This is a genomic window from Corynebacterium sp. HMSC072G08 (genome assembly GCF_001809185.1).
GTDB lineage: Bacteria > Actinomycetota > Actinomycetes > Mycobacteriales > Mycobacteriaceae > Corynebacterium > Corynebacterium phoceense.
In genome coordinates, this window is sequence record NZ_KV796464.1 from 1 (window position 1) to 26,258 (window position 26,258).

The following is a 26,258-nucleotide window of genomic DNA, read 5'->3' on the forward strand; positions in this document are numbered from 1 at the left end:
AACTTGGCATCGGCAAGCGTTAGGCCGCGGTCACGGAGCTCAGCCACGGTAAGGCCGGCGGCTTCCTTGAGAGAATCAACACCGAGAGCAAGAGCATCGAAGATCGAGACGGTCATGCCACGGAGATTAAAGACGCCGCAGGACCCCGGCAACTGTTCGACAAATACATTTGTCGAACAGGGGTAGCCGACCGGGGTAGACCTAAAGCTGCGCGCGGAGAGCTGCGACGTCGACGTCCTCCACGGTCGCAGGGTTAAACGCGGCGTCCTTCGTCTTGTCCACGAGCACGGCGCGCACACCCTCGGCGAAGTCCGGCCGGCGGATAAGGTGCATGCCCAGGCGCAGCTCCGCGGCGAGCGCCTCGCGGATATCGGCGGCGCGGGACTCGAAGTCATAAAGCTCGAGCGCCGCGACGATAGACGTGGGGCTCGCCGCCGCGGTGAGCTCGTCGACAATCTCACGCAGCTCCGGCGTGCAGGCGGCGAGGATCTCTGGCCACGTCGAATGGGCAAAGGCCTCCTCGATGGCGGGAGCAAGGGCGGCGAGGGGTGCGGGGCCGCGGGCGGCGGCATCGGAAAGCTGGGCAGACGAGATGCCGTGAGCGACGACGTCTTCGATAAAGGCGGCAGGATCCTCGGTATAGCCGGTCGCAAGACCAGTGTAGAGGAGGTCCGCGGCGTACATGCGGTAGCCGGTCACACCCCAAAACTTCGCGAGCGCCGGCGACATGGTGCGCTGGGACATGTACGGCACGCCCACGTCCGTGACGTAGCCGATGGCCATCTCCGGCATAGACGCAAACGCCTTATCGGTGACGATGCGGTGCGAGCCATGGAGCGAAATGCCCAGGCCGCCGCCCATCGCGACGCCGTCGAGGACCGCAATGTATGGCTTGGGGAACTCGGAGAGCGCGGCGTTCAGAGCGTACTCGGCCGCGAAGAAGGAATCCGGGTCGCCGCCCTCGAGGACCTCGGAACGGGCGTGGCGGACGTCGCCGCCGGCGCAGAAGGCCTTGGGGTGTGAGGAAAAGACCACGACCTGATCGATATCGTCGTCCGGACCCCACATACGCAGGGCCTTCGTGATGATGTCGATCATCTCAGGATTGAGCGAATTGAGGGCCTTAGGCCGGTTGAGTTCGATGAGTCCGGTACGGTGGCGAACGGAAAGCAACACTGGCGCGTCGTGTTCATTAGTCACAGTCATGTAAGCCAGTGTTTCACATCACTACTTTGTTTGCGAGGATTTCTTCATGCGCACTCCCCGGCTCGTCGCGTTAGACATGGACGGCACTCTGCTCGACGGTTCGGGGGCGTTGCCGCCGCGCTGGCCGGAGGTCGCGGCGCGCGCGGAGGCCGCGGGGATGATTCTCGCGCCAGCGTCAGGCCGCCAGCTCGCGACGCTGCGCGCAATGTTCCCAGACCGCGACACGTTCCTCGCGGAGAATGGCACGGTCATCATACACAAGGGCCAGGTGGTCTCCACGACGGAGATTGCGCCCGCGGATGTCGCGGAGATTCTCGACGCAGCGGACACGCTTACCGTGGCGCACACGCTGCTGCTGTGCACGCCGGAGACCGCCTACGTGGTGCCAACTTCTCTCGACGAGGCGGCTCAGGCGGAGCTGGAGAAATACTACAAGTCGGTGACGTACATCAAGGACCTGCGCGCGGTCACGGACCCCGTCATCAAGGCCGCCGTGTTCTGCGGCCGGGGCTCGGAGAAGCACCTCTACCCCACCTTCGCGAGCACGGTGGGCCACCTGGGCGTCGCGGTGTCGGGCCAGGTCTGGCTCGACATCATGTCGCCTGACGGCAACAAGGGAGCGGGCTTGCGCCAGCTTGCCGATGCCACCGGTGTTGCGGTCGCAGACACCGCGGCGTTCGGAGACTTCCTCAACGACTACGAGTTGTTGGAGGCAGCCGGGTATGCCGTGGCGATGGAGAACGCGCACCCCCGACTCAAAGAGATCGCGGATCGGATTGCGCCGCCGAATACGGAGTACGGCGTGCTCACGGTGCTCGAGGAGTGGCTCGGAGCTTAACCGCGGCACGGGTGAGGGCGGGGCGCTATACTGGGCACCATCGCCTCACGCTGGACCAGAACGGCGTTGAGCGTCCTCCCCTTCCCGATGGGGTGCATGAGTGGCCGTGATCGCGCCCGTGCCCGCAATGGGGTTGCATGTATCTGAGATCACGCGACCGGCTTCGTGCTGCGTCGTTTGCCTGCCCCTGCCCACCCCATCGGATCCTCGCTGCACGCCTCCCTACGGCGCGCGAGGAAGAAAGCGAATTCCCCCTTGTCTTCGTCTACGTATACCTATCTGCCTAATAATCCCCGCGGCGCCGTCGCTCTGGCCGACCTGGACCGCCGTTTCAATCGTCTGCTCCCCAGCACGGCTCCCTACCGGAGCGTGCGCCACGCGGCGCTGCGCGCCATCGACGAGTGCGTGGGAGCCATCGTCGAGGAATTCGCGTTGCTCGGCGCCAGCGATGAGGAAATCGCTGGCTATATCGCCGAGCGCGGCGCACAGCTCGCCTTCACGGTCGAGTGCCCGGACGCGCACCGCGCCGATGCCGTCGAACTACTGCGTGTGCTCAGCCGCGATGTGCGGTCCATCGTGAGCGAACACCTGCGCCTACGCGGCCACCGCCACCTGCAGTGGACCACGGAGAAATACCTCTTCAGCTCGCTACGCGTGACCTTCGCGCCGCCATCATCGCACCCTTCTCCCGGCACGGAGGAGACGCCGAAGGTGCGGGTGACGGCGCAGGGGGTGCGCATCGGCGGCTTGTGCGCCGGCGCGCTGCCCGCGACGGGCGAGCTGCACCGCATCGCTCTCCCCGACTCGCCGCTGGCCTACTTCCCCGATGCGGAAGACTACATCTACCGGCTCGCGTTGGAAGGCGCGTGGGATGACACGTACGGCTCGACGCTCGACTACCTGGGTGAATCCCGCAGCGCTGTCGAGCTCATGCTCGACTCGGTGAAGGTCATCGACTCGCTTATCAAAGAGGTCGCGCGCGAGCGTAACGTCAGCACGCTAAAGAAGAGCGTCAAGCGCTACCTCATTTCGCAGGAGGCGCACATCATGGTGTGGACTCCGCGGGACTCGGTGGTCGAGGTTCCCGATGAAGACATCGAGACGCTCTTTACGTTCATCGCGGGCACGCTGGAGGACATCTGCCGGACGTGCCTCGTCATCGACGACCGGACCGTGGGGCGGAGCATTTTCAACCTCACAAGCCGCCTTACTGCAGAAGGCTTGGAGGGCGTCGAGGTGGATATCCGCGTGGGCACGCATGCCAAGTGGGATCTCCCGGACTCCCAGGCGTTCTTCCGGCCGTAGCGCGTGCTCAAACGCGAAACGCCCACGTCCGGGACGGACGCGGGCGTGGGGTGCGGTGGGCTACTCGGCCTTGTATTCGGCCATCTTGTCCCACTCGGTCTTGCCCGGGATCTTGGTGTTGATGATGTCCGGGGTCTCGAGCAGGTACTTGGGCATTTCCTCACAGCTGCGCTTGAAGTGCTCGGTGTTGACGTGGTCGACATCCGTGCCGTCAGCGTAGCCTTCAATGAGGAAGAAGCGCTGGTCATCTTGCGGGTCGGTGTACCACTTGAAGAACAGGCAGCCGGGCTCGGCGTTGCACGCATCCGTGTACCACTGCACCTCGTCGAGGAAGGTGTCCTTGTACTCCGGCTTGACGTGGAAAGAAACGTTAATGAGGATCATGGGAGCTCCTTAGGGCGCGTTAGTTAAAGAAGTATTCGGCGAGGTACACGAACTCGCCGTCGGTCGCCGATGCTACACCGAAGGGTTTCGCGTTGGGAGACTTCTGCACCGGGACATCGCGCTGGAGCCATGCGAGGCGGTCCTTGGCCTCCTGGAGGGTGAGCTTGTAGACGTTGCCGGAGCCCTCGTTCAGGTGCGTCGTGCCGTCGCCCGCGTTACCCTCGAATTCCACCTTGCCGTCCTTGGCCTGGTTCGCCCACTCCTGGGCGATCTTCTGAGCGTTCGTGTCGTCCTTGTGGCCCTGCTTGCGCAGGTGCGCGGCGGTCGCGGCGGTCACGTCGGTGGAGACGCGGTTGAGCTCAGCGTTCGACACGCCCGGACGGGCGAGGAACTCCGGGAGCTGAACGCCGAACTGATCGGCGAGGTCATAGGCCTCGTTAGGCAGCTCGACGCGCGGTACCTGCGAGGACAGCTGCTCAACTGTGGGAAGGGAGGAGCCGGCGGGCAGCGCCGGAGCGGCGGAGGCGACGCCGGTGCCAGCAAGGCTGAGCACCGCGGCGGCGGAGACGGCTACGAACGTGGAACGCTTCAAAGTCATACACTCCACCGTGCCACAGCCACGCGCGCCTGGGAAAGGCGAACCCCCGATGTTTATCACTTCGTGACGTTAATCCACCCCCAGGGCGGGGCCGAGTGGACTCCCAGCCGGCGTAGAGTTCGATCGCGACATTGACGTAGGAGTGCGCGGCCAGCGCGTGGCACACGAAGTAGTTGCTGACGATATTCGACAGGATTTCCAGGCCGACTTGGCCGAACCAGTTGTCATTGAAGTCGTCACCGAACGGGGACGCCCAGCGAGTTGCCCACGAAGAGGGGCGTCTCGCGCAGGGCCGCGCCGTTGAGGACGCTGCCCCACATGTTCTCCGCGTCGCCGCCGTGCTCCGCGACGAGGGACCGCACGAATACCCGGCCGAGAAAGCCCGAGGTCGCGGGATAACCTCCGGCGCTATTTGGGGTTATCGCCACGGATAGACACGAGCTGGTTCTCCAGCTCCGTAAGCCGCGCGGGAGTGAGGTCGACGTCGCTGATGGCGGCGAATCCGGCGAGCACCGAGTCGCCGTAATTATGGCCGTAGCCGATGGGAGCCTGCGCCGCGACGGGCAGGTCCGCGCTCACTTGGAGGAAGCTGACGAAGGGCATCCACGTCATCTCGCGCTCATGGCCCGGCGGGGCAGGCTCGCTCAGCCAGTCCGGTTCACGGAGAATCATGTCAAAAGACCACCACGCGACAGGGTCCGAGGTGTGTTGGACGTAGAGCATGCGGGCCGGGCCCCAACCTGGGTCGCGCGTGGTCGCCCACTGGCGCACGTGTTCCTCGTCGTTGGCGAAGCGGACCACGAGGCCGTCCGCGTAGACCGGCGCCGTCTCCGTCGAGCCGGGGTCGCGGCGCGTGACAAACTGCGTACGCAGCGGATTGAAATGCGGCGGGCCGGTGAGCAGGATGCCATCCACGGAGTTGACGACGTCGCGCAGGCCGGAGAACGCGGCCTCGACGCCGGTGGTGCCCAGCGACTCACCGTAGAGGTAGAGCTTCGGCCGATGGTCTTCGGGCAGCTCGTTCCACCACGTGATGAGCGGCCCGAGCAGTTCTTGGCCGGCTGCGCGGACTTGGTCGCCGCCCGCCAGGAAGTGCAGGGCGGAGGGCATCGCGGAGTATTGTCCGGCGGCGATGGCGGTATCGCCGCCGTAGAGCAGCTCGAAGCTCTGCGTCGCGTAGTCGGAGACCCAGCCGGTACCCGTCGTCATGAGGAAAAGCAGGGCCTTGCGGTCGTGGGCGTGGGTGCGCTCGAGCTCGGAGATGAGCAGGTCCGCGCGCTCGGCCGTGTCCGCCGCGTTGCCAAGCCCGGCGTAGACGCGGATGGGCTCCTTGGCCGGCTTGCCCGTCGCCGCTGTCAGCTCGCTTGCCGATGCCCCTCCCGCGACGAAGCGGGAGCCATAAAAGCCCACCCCTCCAAAGTCCACGGCGGAGTCAGGCGAGCCAGAGCGCTCCGGCGCCGTGGGCGCCGTGACAGCCGGGTCCGGATCCTTATTCTGCTCGGTAAAAAATTTCTCGCCGAGACCGACGATGGCACCAGGCACGGCGTTGGAGACGAACCAAAACCAGGCGAGCAGGACGAGTACCCAGGCGGAGACGCTGCGGACGCGGGGCCGCACGCGGCGTGGGCCGATGGCCTGGGCGGTATCGGCGGCCCAGACGAGAAAGCGGATGATAAGCAGGTAGACGGTGAACGAGGCGATCGCGAGCGGGAGAACGAGCACGACGTCGAGGTAGCTCGGGCGGGTTTGCTCCGCGAGGTCAGCAAGCGTGACCTGCCAGCGGTGCGACCACCACACCATGACCAACGCCCAGAGGGCGCCCACGGCGATGACGCAGCGGGCCACCCACCGCGCGACGCGCGGCGGCCAGGTGTCGGGGTTCGCGAGCGGGTGCAGCCGGTGCAAGTAGCGGCGGTAGACCCAGCGCAAGGCGAGGCCCACGAGGTAGCCGATGCCCGCGGCCCAACCGCCGATGATCCCCTGGTAGAACCACGTGCGCGGCAGCAACGAGGGGGTAAGCGTGAGGACGAAGAAGACGAGCGCGACGACGGCGCCCCAGAGGTCGAGCGTGCGGAAAAGCCGCGCTAGCCCTCGAGCTGCTCGCCGAGTTCGAGCCATTCCATCTCCAATTCCTCACGCTGGGCGGCGACGTCCTTGAGCTCGGCGTCGAGCTTCGTGAGCGCTTCGGTGTCCACGGCCTCGGCGGCCGCGGCCATCTTCTCGTTGAGCTTCTCAGTCTGCTGGTCGAGCTTGCCCATCTTGCGCTCGAGCGCATTCATCTTCTTAGTCAGCTCGCGCTCCTCTTGGGAGCTGAGACGCTTCGGGGCGGCAGAAGTGGGGGCATCGGAAAGCTGGGGGCCGAGGTTGAGTACGCCGGAGTTTTCTTGGGCCTCGAGCGCGGCGCGGCGCTTGAGATACTCGTCAATGCCGCCGGGGAGGTTGGTGAGCTTGCCGTCGCCGAAGAGGGCGTACGTGTTGTCGGCGATGCGCTCGATGAGGTAGCGGTCGTGCGAGATAACGACGAGGGTGCCGGGCCAGCCGTCGAGGAGGGACTCGAGCTCCTGGAGGGTATCGATGTCGAGGTCGTTGGTGGGCTCGTCGAGGAGGAGGACGTTGGGCTCGGCCATGAGCACGCGCGTGAGCTGGAGGCGGCGGCGCTCGCCACCGGAGAGGTCGCCCACGGGCGTGCGCTGGCGCTTGGGGCTAAAGCCTAGGCGTTCGGCGAGCTGGGAGGCGGAGATTTCCTTCTTGCCCAGGCGGACGTAGGTGGCGACGTCCTCGACGGCGTCGATAAGCCGGCGGGACGGGTCAAGATCGTCGAGTTCCTGGCGCAGCCAGCCCAGGCGGACGGTCTGGCCTTCGATGCGCTTGCCGGCGGTGAGTTCGTGCTCGCCGGCCAGCGCGCGTAGAAGCGTGGTCTTGCCGGAACCGTTGACACCGACGAGGCCGATGCGCTCGCCCGGCGCGAGGCGCCACGTGAGGTGGTCGACAAGGACGCGGCCATCTGGGGTGGCGACGGTGGCGTCCTCGAGCTCAATGACGACGCGGCCTTGGCGCTGCTTAGAGAAGGCCATGAGCTCGACCTTGTTGCGGGGCGCGGGGACGTCAGCGATGAGTGCTTCGGCGGCCTCGATGCGGTAGCGCGGCTTCGAGGTACGGGCAGGGGCACCGCGTCGCAGCCACGCGAGCTCCTTGCGGGCGAGGTTCTGGCGGCGCTGCTCCATAGCGTCAGCCTGGCGGGCGCGCTCGGTGCGGGCGAAGATCCAGTCGTTGTAGCCGCCCTCGTAGGCGTCGACCTGGCCGTCGTGGACCTCCCACGTCGTGGTGGCGACGGTGTCGAGGAACCAGCGGTCGTGAGTGACGACGACGAGGGCAATCTTGCGCGAGAGCAAGTGCTCGGCGAGCCACTGGACGCCTTCGACGTCGAGGTGGTTGGTGGGCTCATCGAGGACGACGAGGTCAAGGTCCTGGACGAGCGCGGCGGCGAGATTAACACGGCGGCGCTCACCGCCGGAGAGCTGGCCCACGGGCGTTTCAAGGCCGAGGTCGACGATGCCGAGGCCGCCCAAGACGTCGCGGACCTTGGCGTTCGAGGCCCACTCGAAGACCTCGAGGCCGAGCGGCTCAACGACGCATTGGCCGATGGTGAGGTTGTCGTCCAGTTCGAAGCGCTGAGTCACGACGGCCATGCGCAGATCTTTCGTCTGGGAAACGCGGCCGGAGTCCGCGGGTTCGATGCCGGTGAGGACCTCGAGCAGCGTGGTCTTGCCGCCACCGTTGACGCCGACGATGCCGATGCGGTCCCCCGTCTGCACGCCGAGAGAGACGCCATCGAGAAGCGTTTTCAGGCCGAAGGACTTGGAGACTTGTTCGAGGTTAATGAGGTTAGCCATATCGCTTCACCATCTTAATTGGCGCGGGCCGCGCGCCGTCGGGCACCCCTGCACACAGTGTTTTCAACACATTTTCATATTGCACATGAATTTCAGGAGCAATAGTCTTAAAACCATGAAGAAAGCTCTGTTGACTCCCCTGGCAGCCTTGGGCGCTACGGCACTCATCCTCACGGGCTGCTCTAGCCCCGACTCTTCCGATTCCGCTGACTCGACCTCAGCCGCCGAGCACGATCACGACCACGATCACGAGGGCGAGGAAGGCCACGAAGGCCACGACCACTCGCACGACGGCATGGAAGCCGAGGAAGGCCAGCTCGAGGTCGCACAGCTGCCCAACCGCGTCGTCATCTCCTACGACGGCGGCCTGAAGACCTACGACCCGAAGACCGGCGAGGTCATCGGCGAAGACGAGGTCCCGGGCTTCCTGCGCCTGTCCAACGCTGGCGACGGCCGCTACGCCATGGTCACCCAGGGCGACAAGTTCCTCTCGTACGATTCCGGCCTCATTAAGAAGCCGCACGGCGACCACAACCACTACTACACCGCGGACCCGAAGCTCACGGACGTCGACATCGAGGCACCGCACGCTGGCCACGTTGTCCACCACGACGGTTTCACCGCACTATTCTCCGACGGCGACGGCGTCGCCAAGGTCTACAAGACCTCCGAGGTCGGCACCGGCGGCGAGCCGGTCGCGACCTTCGAGTCTGGCGAGGCCCACCACGGCGTCGCGGTCCCGCTCGAGGACGGCTCCATCGTCATGACGAAGGGCACCGAGGACGAGCGCCATACCATCCAGCACCTGGACAAGGACGGCAAGGTGCTCACCGAGACCACCGAGTGCCCGGGCGTTCACGGCGAGGCCACCGCTGGCAACGGCAAGCTCTTCTTCGGCTGCGAGGACGGCCCCGTTGTCTTCGACGGCAAGGCGTTCCACAAGATCGACGTATCCTCCTACGCAGGCAAGGACGGCTACCAGCGCTCCGGCAACTCCGCCGGTTCTGAGGAGTCCCCCATCATCCTGGCCGACAACAAGACGGAGAAGGACGCCGAGTTCGAGCGTCCAGAGTCGGTCTCCCTCATCAACACCGACGACTACTCCGCTAAGAAGGTCGACCTCGGTTCTTCCTACTGGTTCCGCTCCCTGGCTCGCGGCCCGCTCGGCGAGGCGCTCGTGCTGACCTACGACGGCAAGCTCAACATCATCGACCCGGAGACCGGCGAGGTGACGAAGAAGATCGACGCCATCTCCGAGTGGAAGGAAAAGGAAGAGTGGCAGCTTCCTGGACCGATCCTCAAGTCTGAGGACGGCTACGCGTTTATCACCGACGCCAACAAGGACGAGCTGGTTGTCATCGACCTCTACAAGGGCGAGGTTGTCGACCGCCACGAGCTCGACATCACCCCGACCGAGATGGCTGTGCTCTAAACAGTCCCCGTCCTGCGGCCCGCGCTCAGTGCGCGGGCCGTTCGGCGTATTCGGGACGGCATCGACACCGCGGGATTAGTCGAGGAGCTCGGCGCCAGGCGCGGGCGCGTGGCCGATGTGGCCGCGGGTGCCCGGGTTGTCCGCGGTGACCTCGGCGATGACGTTGTGTGCTTGGGCGTCATCCTCGCAGAGGAACGCGCACGTGGGGCCGGAGCCGGAGACGATGCCGGCGAGGGCGCCGGCGTTCTCGCCGGATTCGAGAATCTTCCGTAGGTCAGGGCGCAGGGAGAGAGCGGCGGGCTGGAGGTCGTTAGCGAGCGTGCGGGCGAGCTGCTGCGGATCGCCGCTGATGAGAGCTTGGCCTACGGCGGTGGTATCCATGCGCGGATCGCCGACGCGGTTCTTCGCACGCAGCTCGTCCATTTTGTCGAAGACGACGGGCGTGGACAGGCCCTCGCGGTTGGTGATGATCGCCCAGGTGTAGCTACCGCGCGCCATCATGGGTACGAGTTCCTCGCCGCGGCCGGTGCCGAGTGCCGTGCCGCCCATGAGCGTGAAGGGGACGTCGGAGCCGAGCTGGGCGGCGAGTTTCATAAGCTCGTCGTCGCTGAGCCCCGCGGCGAAGGCGGCGTTGGCAAGGCGGAGGGCTGCGGCGGCATCGGCAGACCCGCCGGCCATTCCACCCGCGGCGGGAATGCCCTTGTGCACGTGCAGCGCGACGGGCGGGTGACGGCGCGCGACGAGTTCGACAGCGCGCCACACCAGGTTGGAGGAGTCCGCGGGCACGCCTGCGGCGTAGGGGCCGTCAACCGTGAGGGTGATGGGCGCGGCGGTGGGGTCGTCGAGCAGCTCGAGAGTGAGGTCGTCGTGGATGTCGAGCGACTGGAAGACCGTGGAGAGTTCGTGGTAGCCGTCGCCGCGGACCTGGGCGACGCCGAGGTGGAGGTTGACCTTGGAATGCGCGCGGGCGCGAAAAATCTGGCCCATTATGCGACACCTGCCAGGCGCACGAAGTCGGCGACGCCGAGTTTCTCGCCGCGCAGCGTGGGATCGATGCCCGCGGCGACGAGGGCTTCCTCGGCGGCGGCGCCGGAGCCGTAGTGGCCGGAGAGCGCGGCGCGGAGGGTCTTGCGGCGTTGAGCGAAGGCGGCATCGACAAGCGGGAAGACGGCCTTGCGGGAGGCGTCGGTGATGGGCCAGGGGGCATCGGCAAAGCGATCGATGCGCACGAGGCCGGACTCGATATTGGGCGCGGGCCAGAAGACGTTCTTGCCAATCGTGCCAGCTTGGCGGACGGGGCCGTAGAAGGCGGCCTTGACAGAGGGCACGCCGTAGACCTTGGAGCCGGGCTGGGCGGCGAGGCGCTCGGCGACCTCGAGCTGGACCATGACGAGGACGCGGCGGAGGGAGGGGAACGTCTCGAGGAAATGCAGCAAGACGGGGACCGACACGTTGTACGGCAGGTTAGCGACGAGCGCGGTGGGCTCGCCCACATCTGAAGCGGTGACGCGGAGGGCGTCTTTTTCGACGAGCTTCAGGTTGCCGGCGAGCTCGGGGGCGCGCTCGGCGACGGTGTGCGGAAGCTGCGCGGCGAGGCGCGGATCGATTTCGACGGCGGTGACCTCGTCGACGGCCTCGAGGAGGCCGAGGGTAAGCGAGCCCAGGCCGGGGCCGACCTCGACGACGCGGTCGCTACGGTCGAGGTCCGCGGCGGCGACGATGCGCCGGATGGTGTTCGGGTCGTGGAGGAAGTTCTGCCCCAGCTTCTTGGTGGGAGTCACGTCGAGACGCGCCGCGAGCTCACGGATTTCCACGGGGCCGAGCAGGGCCGCTTTCGCTTCAGTCATGTCTTCTAGGGTAGCCGCAAGAATGCGCAAAGCCCGCACCGAGGTGCGGGCTTGCGGGAAATTTTAGCCGATGCCGAGCTTGGCGGTGCAAGCAGGCCAGGCGCCCCAGCCTTGTGCTGCCTGAACCTTCTGGGCGACAGCAATCTGCTGCTCGCGGGAAGCCTGCCAGGCCTGGGAGGCGTACTCGCCGCCGCCGAAGGCCTGCCACGTGGAATCCGTGAACTGGAGGCCGCCGGAGAAGCCGTTGCCCGTGTTGATGGACCAGTTGCCGGTGGACTCGCACTGCGCGAGGGTGTCCCACACGGAGCCGTCGGCCACGGCCGGGGCGGCCGCGGGCTCCTTGGTGCCGCGCGCGATGGTGGCCGGAGTGGCCGGGCGGGTCTCCTTGGAGTTGATAATCTCGTTGGACTCCTTGGCGCCGTTGACCATGATGAGGCGGCGGGTTACGGTGCGCTCGCCCGGGGTGCCCTCGACGCGGACCTCTTCGGTGCCCCGCTCGAGCTCCGGGTCGTCGACGTAGTTCGGCTCGGCGTCGAAGGACTCGGTAGCGTCGTAATCCGTAGTGGAGACTTGGTCAACCTTGATGGTCATGCCCTCGGTGACCGGGGTGTCCATGGACGGGGTGACGCGGTCGTCCTCGTCGACGTCGATACCGCGGGCCTCGATGACGTCGCGCACAGTCTTCGCGGCGATGGAGGTGTAGGTGACCTTGCCGCCGTCGTTGACCTGGATGATCTTCGGGGAGACGACCTCGAGCTTCATGCCGTCGGTGACGGTGGCGTCGCCGTCCGTATCCACGCCAGCGGCCTTAACGGCTGCGCCCGGCGCGATATCGCCCATGTCGCCCAGGAGGTCCTGGACGGTAAGCGCGGTGGAAGAGAGCTGCTTTTCCACACCGTCGACGGTCACGGCGACGGGCTTGGAGGTGCGGACTGTGATGGTCTCGCCGGAGGTGAGGACGTCATCCGGGTTGGCGGAGACGAAGTCATCCGCGCCGACCTGCACGCCGGCGGCCTCGAGGGCGCCCTTGACGTCGGTGGAGAAAGTCGCGAGCTGCATGGTCTCACCGTTGACGTCCACGGTGATGTCCTTGTGCGCGGTGGCTGCGACGACGCCGCCGACGGCGAGGGTGCCCAGCACGCCGCCGGTGGCCAGACGCAGCGGCATGGAGCGAGTGTTGTTAATACGCTTGATCTGATTCGAGGTAGACATGTATCTCTCTTCGTCTCTTTTATTGTGAGCAGCGAGCCACATCTTGACCCTGCCGCGGCCTGGGAGTCGAACGGCACCGCAGGGACGCGGCGCGCGCAACGTATGACGCTCAGGCGAACGATGAATAACAATACGGTAACAGCACGGAGCAGTCGATATGGGTTTCGCCACACCGGAAACGCGCAGCTCGCCTGTCACACGCACCACAGGCAGATCGGTTGACCTGCACTAATACGCATGTGAGTCCGATCACTTTCCATGGCTGCGGGGCGTGCGCACGAGAGCGTGGGCCACGGAAAAGTTACAGCGCGGCGGGGTTTAGAGTGGACGGGTCGCCGTGTCAGGACAGAAGAAGGGAGCCGCGGGGCATGACCGTCTACATCGCGTTGGGAGTCCTCATCTTCGTCGGCACCCTCTGCCAGGGCACCATCGGCTTTGGACTGGGAACGATTGCCACGCCGATCATCGCGATGGTCGCCCCGGAGCTCGTCCCCGCTGTCATCCTCGTGCTCGCGCTGTGTATCGCGTCGGTGACAGCGTGGCAGCACCGCGCGGCCATCGCGTGGCGCATCGTGGCGCTCTCGAGCGCGGCGCGCGTGCCCGGCTCACTGCTGGGCGCGTGGGCGGTGGCGGCGCTCTCCCACCGCGGGCTGGGCATCGTCATTGGTTGCGCCGTGCTGCTGGCCATGACGCTCTCCGGTTTGGGCTGGACGCCCAAGCACAACACGCCCAACACTCTGGCCGCGGGCGTGGCCTCCGGATTCCTGGGCACCTCGACGTCCATCGGTGGTCCGCCCATGGCGCTCATCCTCAAAGACTTTGACCCAGCACGCGTGCGCGGCACGCTCTCGGGCACGTTCGTCATCGGCTGCATCATCTCGCTTGTCACGCTGGGCACCGCGGGCCAGATTTCGCAGCTGCAGCTCACCACGGCGCTGGCCTACCTCCCGGTGGCTTTCGCGGGGCTTTTCGTCGCGCGGCGCCTCAACCGGTTTATCGACACGGTCATGCTCAACCGGATCGTCCTCGTCGTCGCCGTGACGGCCGCGATCGCGCTCATCGCGCAGTCGATTATCGCTTAAGGAACACCGCGTCGAACGTCGCGTTGAGTTCCTCGGCAAGCTGGTCTACAGACACGCCGCGCACGTCGGCGACGCACTGCCACGTGTGGCCGATAAGCGACGGCTCGTTACGCCGACCGCGGAAAGGCTCCGGCGTCATGTAGGGCGCGTCGGTTTCGATGAGCAGCTGGCCCGCCGGTGCCAGGGCAGCGGCGGCGCGCAGTTCCTCGTTGCGCTTGAACGTCACGTTGCCCGCAAAGGACAGCACATACCCGCGGTCGAGCGCCTCGCGCGCCACAGACAGCGGCGAGGAGAAACAGTGGAGCATCACGTGGGGCGAAGAAGGGCAGTCGTCGAGGATACGCATCACATCGGCGTCGGCCTCGCGGTTGTGGATCATGAGCGTCTTGCCCGCGTCCGCTGCCAGCTGCGCGTGCCAGCGCAGCGCCTCCTCTTGGACCTCTAAAGAAGCGGTCGTCTCCGGCGCGTGCTCAATCCAATACTTATCGAGTCCGGTCTCCCCCACGGCCACGCACTTCGGGTCGGCGACCAAAGCGGCGAGTTCGGAGCGGGCGGCATCGGAAAGCTCCGCGGCGCGCACGGGGTGGACGGCGCAGGCGGCCCAGACGTTATCGAAGGACTGGGCCGTGGCGAGAGCCTCGCGGGACTCGGCGAGGTCATCACCCACCGTGACCATGCGCGCAACGCCCGCGGAAGCGGCGCGGGCGACGAGGTCCGCGTCGGCATCCTTATGCGAGTAGAGGTGCGTATGCGCGTCGAAGAGACCGGTGAGGCCGGGGACGGGAACGGGCGTGGGGCGGGGCTTCTTCTTGGACATGGTCCCCCAGCGTAGTCTTAACCACCATGCAGATTCGTGTTGCCACCCGCGCCGACGTCCCGGCGATGACGGAGATCCTCAACTGGGCCATCGCAGAGACGGACGCCATCTTCCGCGCGTTCCCTGCAAGCATCGCGGAGCGCGAGGAACTCTTCGACCACGTCGCGGCCACGGGCACGCAGCTCGCCGCCGAGGAGGACGGCGAGGTCCTCGGCTTTGCGTACTACAAGCCTTTCGGCGACCCCGCCATCTGGATTGGGGCCCATGAGGACACCATCTACGTCTCCCCCGCCGCGCACGGACGCGGGGTGGGCACGGCGCTCCTCGGGTCGCTTATCGAGGCCGCTCGCGCCGACGAGCGCGTGCATACCTTGTTGGCACGGATTACTACCAACAACGCAACCTCGGTAGCCTTACATGAGAAGTTCGGTTTCGTCCTCACCGGCACTCTGCGCGAAGTCACCCGCAAGTTCGACGCCTGGCTTGACCTCCACACCCTCCAGCTCATCCTCTAAGGAGTCCCCATGCTCATCCGCCCAGCCCAGCTTGCCGATGCCCCCTCCCTCTCCGCCATCTACAACTGGGCGTCAGCACAGCCGGCGCTCAATCTCGTGACGTGGCAGGAATCCGTCGAAGACCGCGAGAACTGGTTGAAAGACCTCGAGGCGCAGGGCTACCCCGTCTTCGTCGCCGAGGAGGACGGCGAGGTCCTCGGCTGGGCGGCGTACTTCCAGTTCGTCACTCCCGCCATCTACTACGGCACGGCAGAAGACTCCATCTACATCGCGCCGGAGGCCCAGGGCAAGGGCGTGGGTTCTGCGCTCATGGAGGCTCTCATGGAGCACGCGGAGGGCAACGACTACGTGCGCACGATGATTACCTACATCGTGGACGAGAACTACGGGTCCATCGCGCTGCACATGAAGTTCGGCTTCGAGGAGACCGGCCGCATGCCCAATATCCACACCAAGGGCGACAAACGGCTGGGGCTGGTGCACCTGCAGCGCGACTTCGACCGTTCCTAATGCTTCCGGCGCGCAGAAGTAGACCAGAAGAAGGGCACCAGCCGAGAACAATCTCGACTGGTGCCCTTCGCCTAGTTCACTTTTAGTCCTGCTTCTGGACCGGCGCCCACTCCGGGCCGGTCTCGCCCAGCTCCGGGTCAAGCTTCGCGATGAGCGGCTTCGGCTTCTCCAGCACGGTGCCCGGCTTAACGTCAACGCGCTTCCACACGGCCTGCTGCGCCGTGTAGTCGCCCGTGATGACAGGGTACGGGTGGCCCTCCGGCGGCAGGCCCACACCCACGAGCTCGACGGGCTGATCGTCGGTGACTTCGCGGACCTCCGGCGCGGCGGCCCAGACGCCGGTGCGACCGAGGGTCTCGTGGACCTTCTGCGCGGTAAACGGCAGGAACGGGGTGAGCATGACGTTGCAGTCGGAGACGACCTGGAGCGCGGTCCACAGGACGGTGGCCAGGCGCTCGCGCTGGGTCTCATCCTTGGCGAGCTTCCACGGCTCCATCTCTGCGATATACGCGTTGGCCTCGCCGACGACGTGCATGATGGCGGTCATGGCTTGCTTGAATCGCGAATGGCTCAGTGCCTCGCCAGCGGTGGCAAAAGTGTCCTCGGCGAGCTTCAGGATCTTCTCGTCCGCGGGCTCGAGCGCCGCGGGGACGGGGACCTCGCCGAAGTTCTTGTGCGCCATCGAGACGGTGCGGTTGACAAGATTGCCCCAACCGTTGGCGAGCTCGTTGTTGATGCGGCGGACGAATTCGTCCCACGTGAAGTCCGTGTCGTTGTTCTCCGGGCCGGCGACCGCAATGAAGTAGCGCAGCGGATCCGGGCCGAACTCCTTGAGGAAGTCCTTGACGTAGATGACCACGCCCTTGGACGAGGAGAACTTGGAGCCAGACATGGTGAGGTACTCAGACGAGACGACCTCGGTGGGCAGATCCAGCTCGCCGAATACGCCCGACTCGCCGCCCTTGGAGCCCTTGCCGGCGTAGCCGAGGAGCTCGGCTGGCCAGATCTGGGAGTGGAAGGTGATGTTGTCCTTGCCCATGAAGTAGTAATGGCGGGCGTTCGGGTTCTGCCAGAAGTCCTTCCACGCGTCCGGGTTGCCGGTGCGGTAGGCCCACTCAATAGAGGCTGAGAGGTAGCCCACGACGGCGTCGAACCACACGTAGAGCTTCTTCGCGTTGTTGTCCTGCCAGCCCTCGACCGGGATCGGGATGCCCCAGTCGATGTCGCGCGTCATCGTGCGCGGGCGCATGTCGCCGAGCAGGTTGAGGGAGAACTTGAGGACGTTCGGGCGCCAGTCCTCGCGGGTCTTCAGCCATGCCTCAAGCGCGTCCTTGACGGCGGGCAGGTCGAGCAGGAAGTGCTCGGTCTCAATGAACTGTGGCGTCTCGCCGTTGATCTTGGAGACCGGGTTGATAAGGTCGACGGGATCGAGCTGGTTGCCGCAGTTATCGCACTGGTCGCCGCGGGCGTCCGTAGCGCCACAGATGGGGCACGTACCCTCGATGTAGCGGTCCGGCAGGGTGCGGCCAGTAGACGGCGAGATGGCGCCCTGCGTCGTTTCCTTGAGCATGTAGCCGTTGTTGTACAGGCCCTTGAACAGCTCCTGAACCACGGAGTAGTGGTTACGCGTCGCCGTGCGCGTGAAGAGATCGTAGGACAGGCCCAGACCGGCAAGGTCCTCGACGATCTGCCGGTTGTAGCGGTCCGCGAGGTCGCGCACGTGCACGCCTTCCTTGTCCGCCTGGACGAGAAGCGGGGTGCCGTGTTCGTCGGTTCCGGAGACCATGAGCACGTTCGCGCCGCGCATTCGCTGGTAGCGCGCGAAGACGTCCGAGGGGACGCCGAAGCCAGCAACGTGGCCGATATGGCGCGGGCCGTTGGCGTACGGCCAGGCGACGTTGACTACAACATGGTCTTTAGGTTCAGTCATGCCCACTACTCTATCGCGCCGGCTGCAGGTATTTCGCGTCGCGTCCGAAAAACGCGTCGACCCCGCTCGCCGCGGCCAGGTGGGGCGGGAGAACGGGGTCGTGCGAGGAGCCTTAAGAAGCTACTTCTTCTTGCGGCCCAGGTGCAGCAGCTCGTTGCGGCGGGCCTTGAGGGCCTCGGCGCGCTGGTACTCGCGGTGGAGACGGCGCTCGCGGGCGAGCTTGCGCTGGAAGGCCTGCGACTCGCGGTACTCGAGGTAGATGACGTCAGTGCTCAAGTCACGGTAGATGGCGAACATGAGGCCGATGACGACGAGCAGGAATGGCGAGGCAACGACGATGGTGATCGACTGCAGGTTGGACAGGGAGTCCGGGTTCGACAGCAGCAGCGTGAGACCCACTGCGGCGGTGAGCGCACCCCAGGCGGCAGACAGCCACGGCTTGGCGTCCGTCGCGCCGTTCTGCGACATGGAACCCATAACGGTCGAGGCAGAGTCGGCCGAGGTGATGAAGAACGTCGCGAGCAGGATCACGGCGACGATACCGGCGATGAAGCCGCCCGGCATGGTGTGGAGCAGGTTGAACAGCTCGACCTCGGAGGACTCGCCGGAGATCGAGTTGCCCTGCTGCTCGAGGTGGATGGCGGTGCCGCCGAAGATGGCGAACCACACCACAGACACGCCGGTGGGGACGAGCAGCACGCCGGTGCAGAATTCGCGGACGGAGCGGCCGCGGGAGACGCGCGCCAGGAACATGCCCACGAACGGCGACCAGGAGACCCACCAGGACCAGTAGAAGATGGTCCACGAGGACAGCCACTCGGCGGCCTCGCCGTTATTGGACTCGGCGGTGCGGCCGATCATCTCGGTGAAATACTGGAGGTAGTTGCCCACGGAGCCCGGGATGAGGTTGAGGATGGACACCGTCGGGCCCAGGATGAACACGAAGATGGCGAGCAGCGCGGCGAGTGCCATATTGGCGTTGGAGACGTACTGGATGCCCTTGCCCACGCCGGACATAGCCGAGAGCAGGAAGGCGAGGGTGAGGACGAGGACGATGCCGATGACGACGGAGTTCGTCGGGTTATCAATGAGGCCAGAGGCCTGCAGGCCGGCACGAATCTGGATGGCGCCGAGACCCAGCGAGGCGGCGGTACCGAAGACCGTCGCGAAGATGGACAGGATATCGATGACGCGACCGAGCCAGCCGTCGGCCCTCTTCTGGCCGATGAGCGGCACGAAGGCCTGACTGATGAGCTGCTTGCGACCCATGCGGAAGGTCGAGTAGGCGACGGCGAGACCGACGATGGCATAGACGGCCCACGGGTGCAGGGTCCAGTGGAACAGCGCGTGCGCCATGGACGAGCCAACCTCGCTCGGGTTATGGCCGGGCACGCCGTTCTTGTAGTAATTGAGCGGCTCGGACGCGCCGTAGAACATCAGACCAATGCCCATACCGGCGGCGAACATCATGGCAATCCACGAGGGCGTGGAGAATTCTGGCTCTTCGTCGATCGCGCCGAGTTTAATGGAGCCAAACTTCGAAAATGCGATGCAGACGACGAAGATGACAAACACGGTGCCAAAGAGGACGAAGGCCCAGCCGAAGTCGCCCACGACGAAGTTCAGGCCATTCGACGCGAAATTGCCAAAGCTGTCCGGGGCGAGCAGACCCCAGAGCACCACGGCAGCGACGAGCACGCCCGCAATGCCGACGATGCCCCAATCGATGGGCGTATTCTTCGCCTCCGAGGCAAGCTCGCGGGGCTGCTCTGGCACCTGATTCGGGTCAAAGTCAGACTCGACGAGCATATTCTGCAGCTGGCTCGTCGCCGACTGCGCCTCCAGCTTGTCGTCGACCGTTTCGTAGGCCTGGGACTCCTCGCGCAGCGTTTGCACGTCTTCCGCTGCGAGAGGACCTTGGTAGACTGCATCGTTCGGCGTGTCAGCCTCGCTAGCCCCCGTCGCATCAGACGCGCGAGATGCGGCGGAACTAGCCCCCTGGTTCGTTTCGTTCTCTCGATTAGTCATAGGAACCAGGGTGTGCCAAATTCGCACACACTTCAAATAAAAACCACGGCCATGACCTGCACCAATCGCATTTTCCCAGGAAAATTACAGGATTTGTACCATGAATTTAAGGCAGGCTCCTCGGCGCGACCTGCACTTATGGGACAAGGGCGACGTGGACCTATAACGATTGTGCAACAATCCCCAAAACTGTGAGCCAGATTATGGATTCCTCTTCTATCGTGGCGCGCGCGAGGTCGCTAGTGGCCACCACAGGCCTAGCCTTCGCGGCTGGCGAGGTAGGCATCATAGAGCTCGCGGTTGCTCACCGCGGTGCCCGCCGCGGCCTGCTTGCACGCGTCCTTCGCGCGCACCCCATCGGCGACGAGCTCGGTAACGCGTGCGACGAGGTCGTCCAGGCTCACTTCTTCGGGCCCTCCCCCATCGAGCACGACAGTGATTTCGCCGCGCGCATGGTCGACGGCCCACTCGGCGAGCTCGCCCAGCGTGCCGCGCTTGACCTCCTCGTAGGTCTTGGTGAGCTCGCGACACACGGCGGCGCGACGCTCGGGCCCGAGGATGGAGGCGGCATCGGCAAGCGTGTCGGCGAGGCGGTGCGGAGACTCGAAGAAGACGACGGCGCGCGGCTCCGTGCGCAGGGACTCGAGCCAGGCCCGGCGCGCGCCCTGCTTGCGCGGGGCAAAGGCGTCGAAGATGAAATGCCCGACACCAAGACCGGACAGGGCGAGGGCCGTGGGCGCGGCTGAGGGCCCAGGCAAGCAGGTCACCGGAACACCAGCCTCCGCCGCGGCGGCGACGATGGAATGGCCGGGATCGGAGACGAGCGGCATACCGGCGTCCGTGACGACGAGTACGGTGCCGCGGCGGGCGGCATCGATAAGCTCGGCGGCACGCTCGGCCTCGTTGTGGTCGAAGTTGGAGACGACCTGGCCGGTCATCTCCACGCCGAGCGCCGCGGCGAGATTGCGTGTGCGGCGCGTGTCCTCAGCCGCGATGACGTCTGCCTGGGCAAGCGCCTGCATCAGCCGCGCGGACGCGTCCCCGATATTGCCCAACGGCGTGGCGGCAAGGACAACCCCGCGGGGCAGCGGTTCAAGGTTCGGGAAAGTGAAATTCGCGCTCATATCTCCCCAGCCTATAGCCCCACCCTCAGGCGTGTGTCCCCTAGACTCTTAAGACTGTGAGTACCGCTACCGTTTCGAAGTCTTCCTCGCACACCCGCCGCTCGCGTCTCTACGGCGCGCACGCGGTGCGCGATATCCCTGCGCCCCGGCGTTATCCGTGGACGCGGGCGGACACGTACTCGACGCTCGTCATAGCGTTTTTGGCGCTCGTCACCCGCTTCGCTGGGCTCACCGCCCCCGTCTCTGGCGGCACCCCCGTCTTCGACGAGAAGCACTACGTCCCACAGGCCTACGACATGGTGCGCAGCTGGGACAACCTGCTCATCGGCGGCATCGAGTCGAACCCGGCCTATGGCCTGGTCGTCCACCCGCCGCTCGCTAAGCAGATCACCGCGTTGTCTGAGATGGTCTTTGGCTACACGCCGCTGGGCTGGCGACTCATGGCAGCGCTCTTTGGCGTGGGCGTCGTGCTCCTTACCATGCAGCTGGCCCGCGTCCTCTCCGGCTCGTGGAAGGTCGCGACCTTCGCGGGTCTCATCGCGGCCTTTGACGGCGTCTTGCTCGTCACCGCGAAGTTCGGCATGCTCGATATCTTCCAGGTCTTCTTCGTCGTCCTCGCCGCCTACTTGCTCGCGCGCGACCACGAGCAGATGCGCATGCGCCTCCACACCGCCTGGGCCACCGGCGGCATGGGCGACTCTGACTTCGGCCCGCGCTTTGGTTTCCGTTGGTGGCGCTTCGCCGCGGGCGTCGCGCTCGGCCTGGCGCTGGCCGTAAAGTGGTCTGGCCTCTACTTCATCATGTTCTTCGGCCTGCTCAGCGTGTTTACGGACCTCGCGCTGCGCCGCCGCTACGGCGTGCGCCGCTACGTGGTGGGCACGCTCGTGCGCGATACTCCCGCAGCGCTCGCCTCCCTCGTGCTCGTGCCGGTGCTCGTCTACGTGTGGTCCTGGCGTTCCTGGTTCGCCTCGGAGACCTCCGTCTACCGCCACGCCAAGGTGGACGGCACCATCCCGGACGACTCCTTCCTCCAGCATTTCCCGGAGCCCGTCGCTGGCTGGTTCTACTACCACCAGTCCGTCCTCGAGTTCCACGCGTCGCTGACCTCGTCCTCCGGCCACTCCCATCCGTGGGATTCCAAGCCGTGGGCATGGCTCGTTGCCGCACGCCCCATCCTCTATTACTCCAATACGGACACCACGTGCCTGGGCGGCCAAGACTGCAAGCAGATGCTCTTCCTCTTCGGCACACCGATTATCTGGTGGCTCACCATCCCCGTCCTGCTCTGGGGCCTGTGGTCACTCGTGATCCGCCACGACCGCCGCTTCCTCCTGCCGCTCGTCGGCTTCGCCGCGGCCTTCCTGCCTTGGCTCGCCTCCTTCGACCGCCAGATGTACTTCTTCTACGCCGCGACGTTTATCCCCTTCGTCATCATCCTCCTGGCGCTCACGCTGGGCCAGATAGCTGGCACCGGCAAACCCGTGAAGAACGGCTTTGTCCACGCCCTCGGCGGCGGCACGCTGCGCTGGGGCACCGCGGGCGTCCTCCTCTACCTGTGCGCCGTGGTCGCTTTCTTCGCTGTCTTCAGCCCCCTGCTCTATGGCTTCGCCATCCCGAACTGGTATTACAACTCGATCATGTGGCTGCCCAGCTGGCAGTAAGCCCTCAACGACTACGGCCCGCGCCCACCCTCCGGTAAGCGCGGGCCACAGTCGTTTTACGCCGGCTGTGCCGCCGCCTGCTTCCACAGCGCGCGCAGCATATAGCCGCGGTCTGCCAGCCACGTGGTCACCAACGCGGCAATCGCCCCGGCCAGCGAGAGCAGCGCGTATACCTGGCTGGAATCCAGTGTGCCCAGCGCCACGTCGCGCACCACAAAACCGAGCAGGAACATGAACATCGTGCCCACGATGGGCAGCACGCCCGGCGCGGACGCGGGGCGCCACACGCAGTAGAATAAGCCCATGCCCAGGCCAAAGCGCAGGGCGGCGGCCTCGATGAGAAGGCGCGCCTTATCCGGGTCGGCTCCTGGATCGAGCGTGCCGCCATCCGTCCATTGCGCCACGCCGGAGGAACTTCCCACCACGGCGATGGCCCACGCGACGAAGATGACGCCCATGAGCGCCATGAGCACGCGGCCTACTGCCAGGCCCGTCTGCCGCGCGGCGGAGACGGCACGCCACTCCGGTTCCACGCCGGCGAGGATAACCTCCGAAAGATCCTGCGGCGGCGACATGCCGTCCGAAACCGACTCACCTAAGAATCCTGCGAGCGTCGAGACTTTCTCCGCGTAGGCGGCGCACTCGGGGCAGCCCGCGAGGTGGGCGTCAATGACGTCATCCTCCAGCGCGTAGGCCTCGCCGTCCAGGCGCGCGGAGATCGCCGCCTGCACGTCCTCATGCTTCAACACGGCTCAACACTCCATCCAGGCTGGCGCGGCCCGCGCCAAAGACGACAATCATCAGCAATGACCCTACCAACACCAGTGGGTACTCAAAGCCACCGTCTGTGGCAAAGAGCCCCTGACTCAGATGCACGAAGTAGCCCGCAAGCGCCATAACGACAGCAAGCACCCCCGCCGCAGCCGTGGTGAGCAGCCCGACCACGAGCAGCGCGCCGCACACCATCTCGATGATGGCCGTAAGCCACGCCGACAGGGTGGGCTGGATAATCCCCCACTGTCCAAAGAGCGCGGCCGTTGCGTCTATGCCGGTAAAGAACATCTTGTCCACACCGTGCGCGACAAAGATGACGCCCAGCAGGGCACGAAAGACAAGGAGTGCGGCATCACGTACGGCGGGTTTATCCATGGTGATTAGACTACCTGTAACCCCCGCCGCGAAAGGAGTGCCCATGACGCAGATGTTCTGGACACAACTCGACACCCCGATTGGCCCGCTCACGCTCATCGCGGACGAGGAGCACCTGCTCCACATCCGCTTTGACGAATATCTGCCGGAAGGCGCCATGGGCTGCCGCACGCCGCTTCTTGAGGAGGCCGTCCGTCAGCTCGAGGAATACTTCGCTGGCACCCGCCAGGACTTCGACTTACCGCTCGCGCCCGCTCGCGCGGGCTTCCACGCCAGCTGCCAGGCGCACCTTTCCCATATCCCCTACGGCGAGCGCCGCACCTACGCCCAGCTTGCCGATGCCGCCGGCAACGCCCGCGCCTCCCGTGCCGCCGGCACGGCCTGCCGCACCAACCCGTACCCCATCGTCGTGCCCTGCCATCGTGTGGTGCGCTCCGACGGCCAGCTCGGCCACTACCTCGGCGGCGACGCTGCCAAACGCTGGCTCCTCGAACACGAGTCCGCCCACGCCGCGCGCTGACCCGACACCGCTCAGGGAACCTTGTGGCGTCATACGCAGTCCAATAGGAACATGAACGATTACATGACTCACAACAACGACCACCCCGACTTCGACCCCGCTTACGCCCCAGCCTGCGACGCCGACGCCGACGCTCGCCGTCCGCATCTCCACCCCGTGCCCGATTTTCCCGCCGCAGCCTCGGAGCCGCCGGTCTCGCTCATCGTGGGCACCGACGGCCTGGCCCGCCCCGTCTGGGCGGCGACGGATCCTGTCCTCATGCAGTACTACGACACGGAATGGGGCATGCCGGTCTACGACGAGCGCGGACTCTTCGAACGCCTCGTTCTCGAGGGCTTCCAGTCCGGACTGTCGTGGGCCACGGTCCTCCACAAGCGTCCCGCCTTCCGCAAAGCTTTTGCGGATTTCGTCCCCGACGCCGTCGCCGCCTTCGACGAGAACGACGTCGAGCGTCTCATGAATAATGCCGCCATCATCCGCAACCGCCGCAAGATCGAGGCCGCGATCACCAACGCCCGCGCCACCGTGGCGCTGCGCGAAGAAGGCGGACTCCCGGACCTCCTGTGGTCCTTCCGCCCAAACGAGACTCCCGCTCCCCGCACCGCGGATGAGGTACCGTCCACGTCCACCGAATCACGCGCCATGGCTCGCGCACTGAAGAAGGCCGGCTTCACCTTCGTCGGGCCCACGACGTGCTTCGCGCTTATGGAGGCCGTGGGCATGGTCGACACGCACCTGCTCGGCTCACACCGCCGCGGCACCTCCGGACTCTGGAACGTTCCGGAGTTCTAGTCTCTGGCGGGCTACCCGTTCCTTGCAAGAATCCCCTCTGCGAAGCGTTCGCAGAGGGGATTCTTGCAAGGAACGGGTTAACCGGCGCGGCGTGCGGAGAGCTCGTCGCGCAGCTCGCGGCGGTTGACCACGTGGGCGCCGCCCAAGTCATCGTCGCCGGGTCCGCGCAGATCGTAGACCGGCAGGAAGTCGAAGTCGGGGCTCTCGTCATCGACCTCGAGGACCACCGCGCCCGGGCGACGCAGCTTACGCGGGATGGCGAGCTCCTCGTCCTGAGCCGTGCGCACGCCCAAGCGCGCGCGACGTAGGGCCTTGACGCGGCGGCGGCGCAGCTCGGTCTCCGCGCGTGTCTGGTTGCGCAGTGCCACGAGGTACGCGACGGTCGCGATGCCCAGGATGGCGGCGATCCACCAGGTCCAGCCGCCGACCACGATGCCAAGCGCCACCGCGGCGACGTCGAGTACCGCGAACAACACAAGCACGCGCTGGCGGCGCTGATAGCGCGTCACGCGCGCCGCAGAATCCGCGACCGGGTCCCAGCCGCCGCGGCCCAGGCGACGCTGCGCGAACTCGAGCTCATCGTTCGACAGGTCAGTGTCCGACTCCTCGTGCGCTTCGCCCTCGGTCTCCGCGGTGTCAGCCTGAGCTTCCTCGGCAACTTCTGCTTCTGCGTCGGCGCTGTCACCCCCGACAGGATCTGCTTCAGACTCAACCTCGGCGTCAACGGCGGGCGCGGGATCAACGGCGCCCGGGTACAGCAGGTCCACTGGCGAGGTATAGGAGTCGTCGTAGGCGTAGGCGTCCTCAGCGGCCTCAGGTGCCGGGGCCGTGAAGACCTCGACCTCGTCGGCGACGACGTCGAGCTCGGGCGCGTTCTTCGCGTCGGCCATGGACTCTTCAAAGACCGGTTCGTCGACGAGCGCATCATCTTCGGCGTCGTCGGAAGCGACGTCAGCGTCACGCTCGGTGCCGCGACGGAACCGAGCACCCGCAGCGGCCTTCGCATTAGCGGCCGCGCGCTTGATGGTCATGCGGGAGCCGTCTTCGCTGGCGTGCGCGTCATCACGGGAGCGCGCCTCGTCCGGGTTGCCTTCGCTGAAGTCAACGGGTGCGTCGTCGTGTGCGACGGCGTCATCCGCGTACTCGTTGACCGCATCGAGCTCATCAGCGGAGACGTGGACGTCGCGGGGGCTCAGGCGCGGGCGGCGCGAGCCGAGGACCTCGCCGGAGTCGCCGTTGAAGAGCACGCGCGTGTCGTCAAAGGCCTCGCCGGTGTGCTTGACGGGACGCTGCGAGCGCAGCAGCCACGGCGCAAGCAGAAATAGCCACACCACGATGATGAGGACGATGATGGCACCGGTGGACATGGAGCACCTTCCCTAGACGGACAGTTGGCGAAAAGTCTAGTGCTACAT

At 65.9% G+C, this 26,258-nt stretch carries 25 protein-coding genes; 9 read left to right on the forward strand and 16 right to left on the reverse strand.

Annotation, left to right across the window (positions count from 1 at the left end):
- Positions 1–201: 201 nt before the first annotated feature.
- Complete coding sequence (locus HMPREF2559_RS11725) at positions 202–1,206, reverse strand: 3-hydroxyisobutyryl-CoA hydrolase (RefSeq protein ID WP_141628981.1); 1,005 nt, start codon at positions 1,204–1,206, stop codon at positions 202–204.
- Positions 1,207–1,252: 46 nt separating this feature from the next.
- Between HMPREF2559_RS11725 and HMPREF2559_RS11730 the strand changes: the two genes are divergently transcribed.
- Both HMPREF2559_RS11730 and HMPREF2559_RS11735 read left to right on the forward strand, forming a co-directional pair.
- Positions 1,253–2,044 carry an HAD family hydrolase gene (locus HMPREF2559_RS11730; protein WP_070540878.1) on the forward strand — a complete coding sequence of 264 codons (792 nt, stop codon included), beginning with the start codon at positions 1,253–1,255 and terminating at the stop codon, positions 2,042–2,044.
- A 255-nt stretch (positions 2,045–2,299) separates the two neighbouring features.
- Positions 2,300–3,349, forward strand: a complete 1,050-nt coding sequence (locus tag HMPREF2559_RS11735) for a hypothetical protein (RefSeq protein WP_066487941.1) — start codon at positions 2,300–2,302, stop codon at positions 3,347–3,349.
- Positions 3,350–3,409: 60 nt separating this feature from the next.
- Here the strand turns inward: HMPREF2559_RS11735 and HMPREF2559_RS11740 are convergent, their stop codons facing one another.
- The 5 genes from HMPREF2559_RS11740 to abc-f form a co-directional block, all read right to left on the reverse strand.
- A complete protein-coding gene (locus HMPREF2559_RS11740; protein WP_066487938.1) occupies positions 3,410–3,733 on the reverse strand; it encodes a putative quinol monooxygenase in 324 nt (107 codons plus the stop codon).
- Positions 3,734–3,752: 19 nt separating this feature from the next.
- Positions 3,753–4,331, reverse strand: a complete 579-nt coding sequence (locus tag HMPREF2559_RS11745; protein WP_070540881.1) for a hypothetical protein — start codon at positions 4,329–4,331, stop codon at positions 3,753–3,755.
- 236 nt (positions 4,332–4,567) lie between these two features.
- Positions 4,568–4,693 (reverse strand): hypothetical protein, encoded by a 126-nt coding sequence (locus tag HMPREF2559_RS13415; RefSeq protein WP_255356849.1) that lies wholly within the window; start codon positions 4,691–4,693, stop codon positions 4,568–4,570.
- Positions 4,694–4,739: 46 nt separating this feature from the next.
- A complete protein-coding gene (locus tag HMPREF2559_RS11750) occupies positions 4,740–6,449 on the reverse strand; it encodes an alpha/beta-hydrolase family protein (RefSeq protein WP_070540884.1) in 1,710 nt (569 codons plus the stop codon).
- Positions 6,416–8,224, reverse strand: a complete 1,809-nt coding sequence (abc-f, locus tag HMPREF2559_RS11755) for a ribosomal protection-like ABC-F family protein (protein WP_070540887.1) — start codon at positions 8,222–8,224, stop codon at positions 6,416–6,418. Before abc-f ends, HMPREF2559_RS11750 begins: the two co-directional genes overlap by 34 nt.
- 115 nt (positions 8,225–8,339) lie before the next feature.
- Here abc-f and HMPREF2559_RS11760 point away from each other — a divergent pair, with 115 nt between their 5' ends.
- On the forward strand, positions 8,340–9,656 hold the full coding sequence (locus tag HMPREF2559_RS11760; protein ID WP_066487926.1) for an NHL repeat-containing protein: 1,317 nt from the start codon (positions 8,340–8,342) through the stop codon (positions 9,654–9,656).
- Positions 9,657–9,731: 75 nt separating this feature from the next.
- Here the strand turns inward: HMPREF2559_RS11760 and HMPREF2559_RS11765 are convergent, their stop codons facing one another.
- The 3 genes from HMPREF2559_RS11765 to HMPREF2559_RS11775 all read right to left on the reverse strand — a co-directional run bounded on the left by HMPREF2559_RS11765 (position 9,732) and on the right by HMPREF2559_RS11775 (position 12,715).
- Positions 9,732–10,643 (reverse strand): 4-(cytidine 5'-diphospho)-2-C-methyl-D-erythritol kinase, encoded by a 912-nt coding sequence (locus HMPREF2559_RS11765; RefSeq protein ID WP_066487924.1) that lies wholly within the window; start codon positions 10,641–10,643, stop codon positions 9,732–9,734.
- Complete coding sequence (rsmA, locus tag HMPREF2559_RS11770) at positions 10,643–11,503, reverse strand: 16S rRNA (adenine(1518)-N(6)/adenine(1519)-N(6))-dimethyltransferase RsmA (RefSeq protein WP_066487922.1); 861 nt, start codon at positions 11,501–11,503, stop codon at positions 10,643–10,645. The genes HMPREF2559_RS11765 and rsmA overlap by 1 nt, the downstream gene beginning before the upstream one ends.
- A 63-nt stretch (positions 11,504–11,566) precedes the next feature.
- The gene (locus tag HMPREF2559_RS11775) at positions 11,567–12,715 is read right to left on the reverse strand and encodes a resuscitation-promoting factor (protein ID WP_066487920.1); all 1,149 of its coding nucleotides are present in this window, start codon (positions 12,713–12,715) and stop codon (positions 11,567–11,569) included.
- Positions 12,716–13,083: 368 nt separating this feature from the next.
- Between HMPREF2559_RS11775 and HMPREF2559_RS11780 the strand changes: the two genes are divergently transcribed.
- A complete protein-coding gene (locus HMPREF2559_RS11780) occupies positions 13,084–13,797 on the forward strand; it encodes a sulfite exporter TauE/SafE family protein (RefSeq protein WP_066487907.1) in 714 nt (237 codons plus the stop codon).
- Here the strand turns inward: HMPREF2559_RS11780 and HMPREF2559_RS11785 are convergent.
- Complete coding sequence (locus tag HMPREF2559_RS11785) at positions 13,787–14,614, reverse strand: TatD family hydrolase (protein WP_066510606.1); 828 nt, start codon at positions 14,612–14,614, stop codon at positions 13,787–13,789. The genes HMPREF2559_RS11780 and HMPREF2559_RS11785 overlap by 11 nt on opposite strands.
- A 26-nt stretch (positions 14,615–14,640) precedes the next feature.
- On the opposite strand from HMPREF2559_RS11785, the gene HMPREF2559_RS11790 reads away from it, so the two are divergent.
- Together HMPREF2559_RS11790 and HMPREF2559_RS11795 are read left to right on the forward strand one after the other, a co-directional pair.
- Positions 14,641–15,129, forward strand: a complete 489-nt coding sequence (locus HMPREF2559_RS11790; RefSeq protein ID WP_083297836.1) for a GNAT family N-acetyltransferase — start codon at positions 14,641–14,643, stop codon at positions 15,127–15,129.
- Between the two features lie 9 nt (positions 15,130–15,138).
- Positions 15,139–15,639: a GNAT family N-acetyltransferase gene (locus HMPREF2559_RS11795; protein WP_066487894.1), complete on the forward strand. Its 501-nt coding sequence runs from the start codon at positions 15,139–15,141 to the stop codon at positions 15,637–15,639.
- Positions 15,640–15,721: 82 nt separating this feature from the next.
- Here HMPREF2559_RS11795 and metG read toward each other — a convergent pair whose 3' ends face one another.
- From metG to rsmI, 3 genes are all read right to left on the reverse strand, one after another.
- Positions 15,722–17,569: a methionine--tRNA ligase gene (gene metG, locus HMPREF2559_RS11800; protein WP_066487891.1), complete on the reverse strand. Its 1,848-nt coding sequence runs from the start codon at positions 17,567–17,569 to the stop codon at positions 15,722–15,724.
- Between the two features lie 120 nt (positions 17,570–17,689).
- Entirely contained in the window at positions 17,690–19,597 is a 1,908-nt protein-coding gene (locus HMPREF2559_RS11805) for a BCCT family transporter (protein WP_083297837.1), read from the reverse strand.
- A 257-nt stretch (positions 19,598–19,854) separates the two neighbouring features.
- Positions 19,855–20,721 (reverse strand): 16S rRNA (cytidine(1402)-2'-O)-methyltransferase, encoded by an 867-nt coding sequence (gene rsmI / locus HMPREF2559_RS11810; protein ID WP_066487886.1) that lies wholly within the window; start codon positions 20,719–20,721, stop codon positions 19,855–19,857.
- A gap of 56 nt (positions 20,722–20,777) precedes the next feature.
- Between rsmI and HMPREF2559_RS11815 the strand changes: the two genes are divergently transcribed.
- Positions 20,778–22,382: a dolichyl-phosphate-mannose--protein mannosyltransferase gene (locus HMPREF2559_RS11815; RefSeq protein WP_066487884.1), complete on the forward strand. Its 1,605-nt coding sequence runs from the start codon at positions 20,778–20,780 to the stop codon at positions 22,380–22,382.
- Positions 22,383–22,438: 56 nt separating this feature from the next.
- On the opposite strand, the gene HMPREF2559_RS11820 is transcribed toward HMPREF2559_RS11815, so the two are convergent.
- On the reverse strand, positions 22,439–23,131 hold the full coding sequence (locus tag HMPREF2559_RS11820; RefSeq protein WP_066487882.1) for a zf-HC2 domain-containing protein: 693 nt from the start codon (positions 23,129–23,131) through the stop codon (positions 22,439–22,441).
- Complete coding sequence (locus HMPREF2559_RS11825; protein WP_066487980.1) at positions 23,118–23,531, reverse strand: DoxX family protein; 414 nt, start codon at positions 23,529–23,531, stop codon at positions 23,118–23,120. The genes HMPREF2559_RS11820 and HMPREF2559_RS11825 overlap by 14 nt, the downstream gene beginning before the upstream one ends.
- Positions 23,532–23,574: 43 nt before the next feature.
- Between HMPREF2559_RS11825 and HMPREF2559_RS11830 the strand changes: the two genes are divergently transcribed.
- A complete protein-coding gene (locus HMPREF2559_RS11830; RefSeq protein WP_066487880.1) occupies positions 23,575–24,051 on the forward strand; it encodes a methylated-DNA--[protein]-cysteine S-methyltransferase in 477 nt (158 codons plus the stop codon).
- 51 nt (positions 24,052–24,102) lie between these two features.
- Positions 24,103–24,843: a DNA-3-methyladenine glycosylase I gene (locus HMPREF2559_RS11835; protein ID WP_230384254.1), complete on the forward strand. Its 741-nt coding sequence runs from the start codon at positions 24,103–24,105 to the stop codon at positions 24,841–24,843.
- A gap of 77 nt (positions 24,844–24,920) precedes the next feature.
- Here HMPREF2559_RS11835 and glpR read toward each other — a convergent pair whose 3' ends face one another.
- Positions 24,921–26,210 (reverse strand): divisome protein SepX/GlpR, encoded by a 1,290-nt coding sequence (glpR, locus tag HMPREF2559_RS11840; RefSeq protein ID WP_070540890.1) that lies wholly within the window; start codon positions 26,208–26,210, stop codon positions 24,921–24,923.
- Positions 26,211–26,258: the final 48 nt, after the last annotated feature.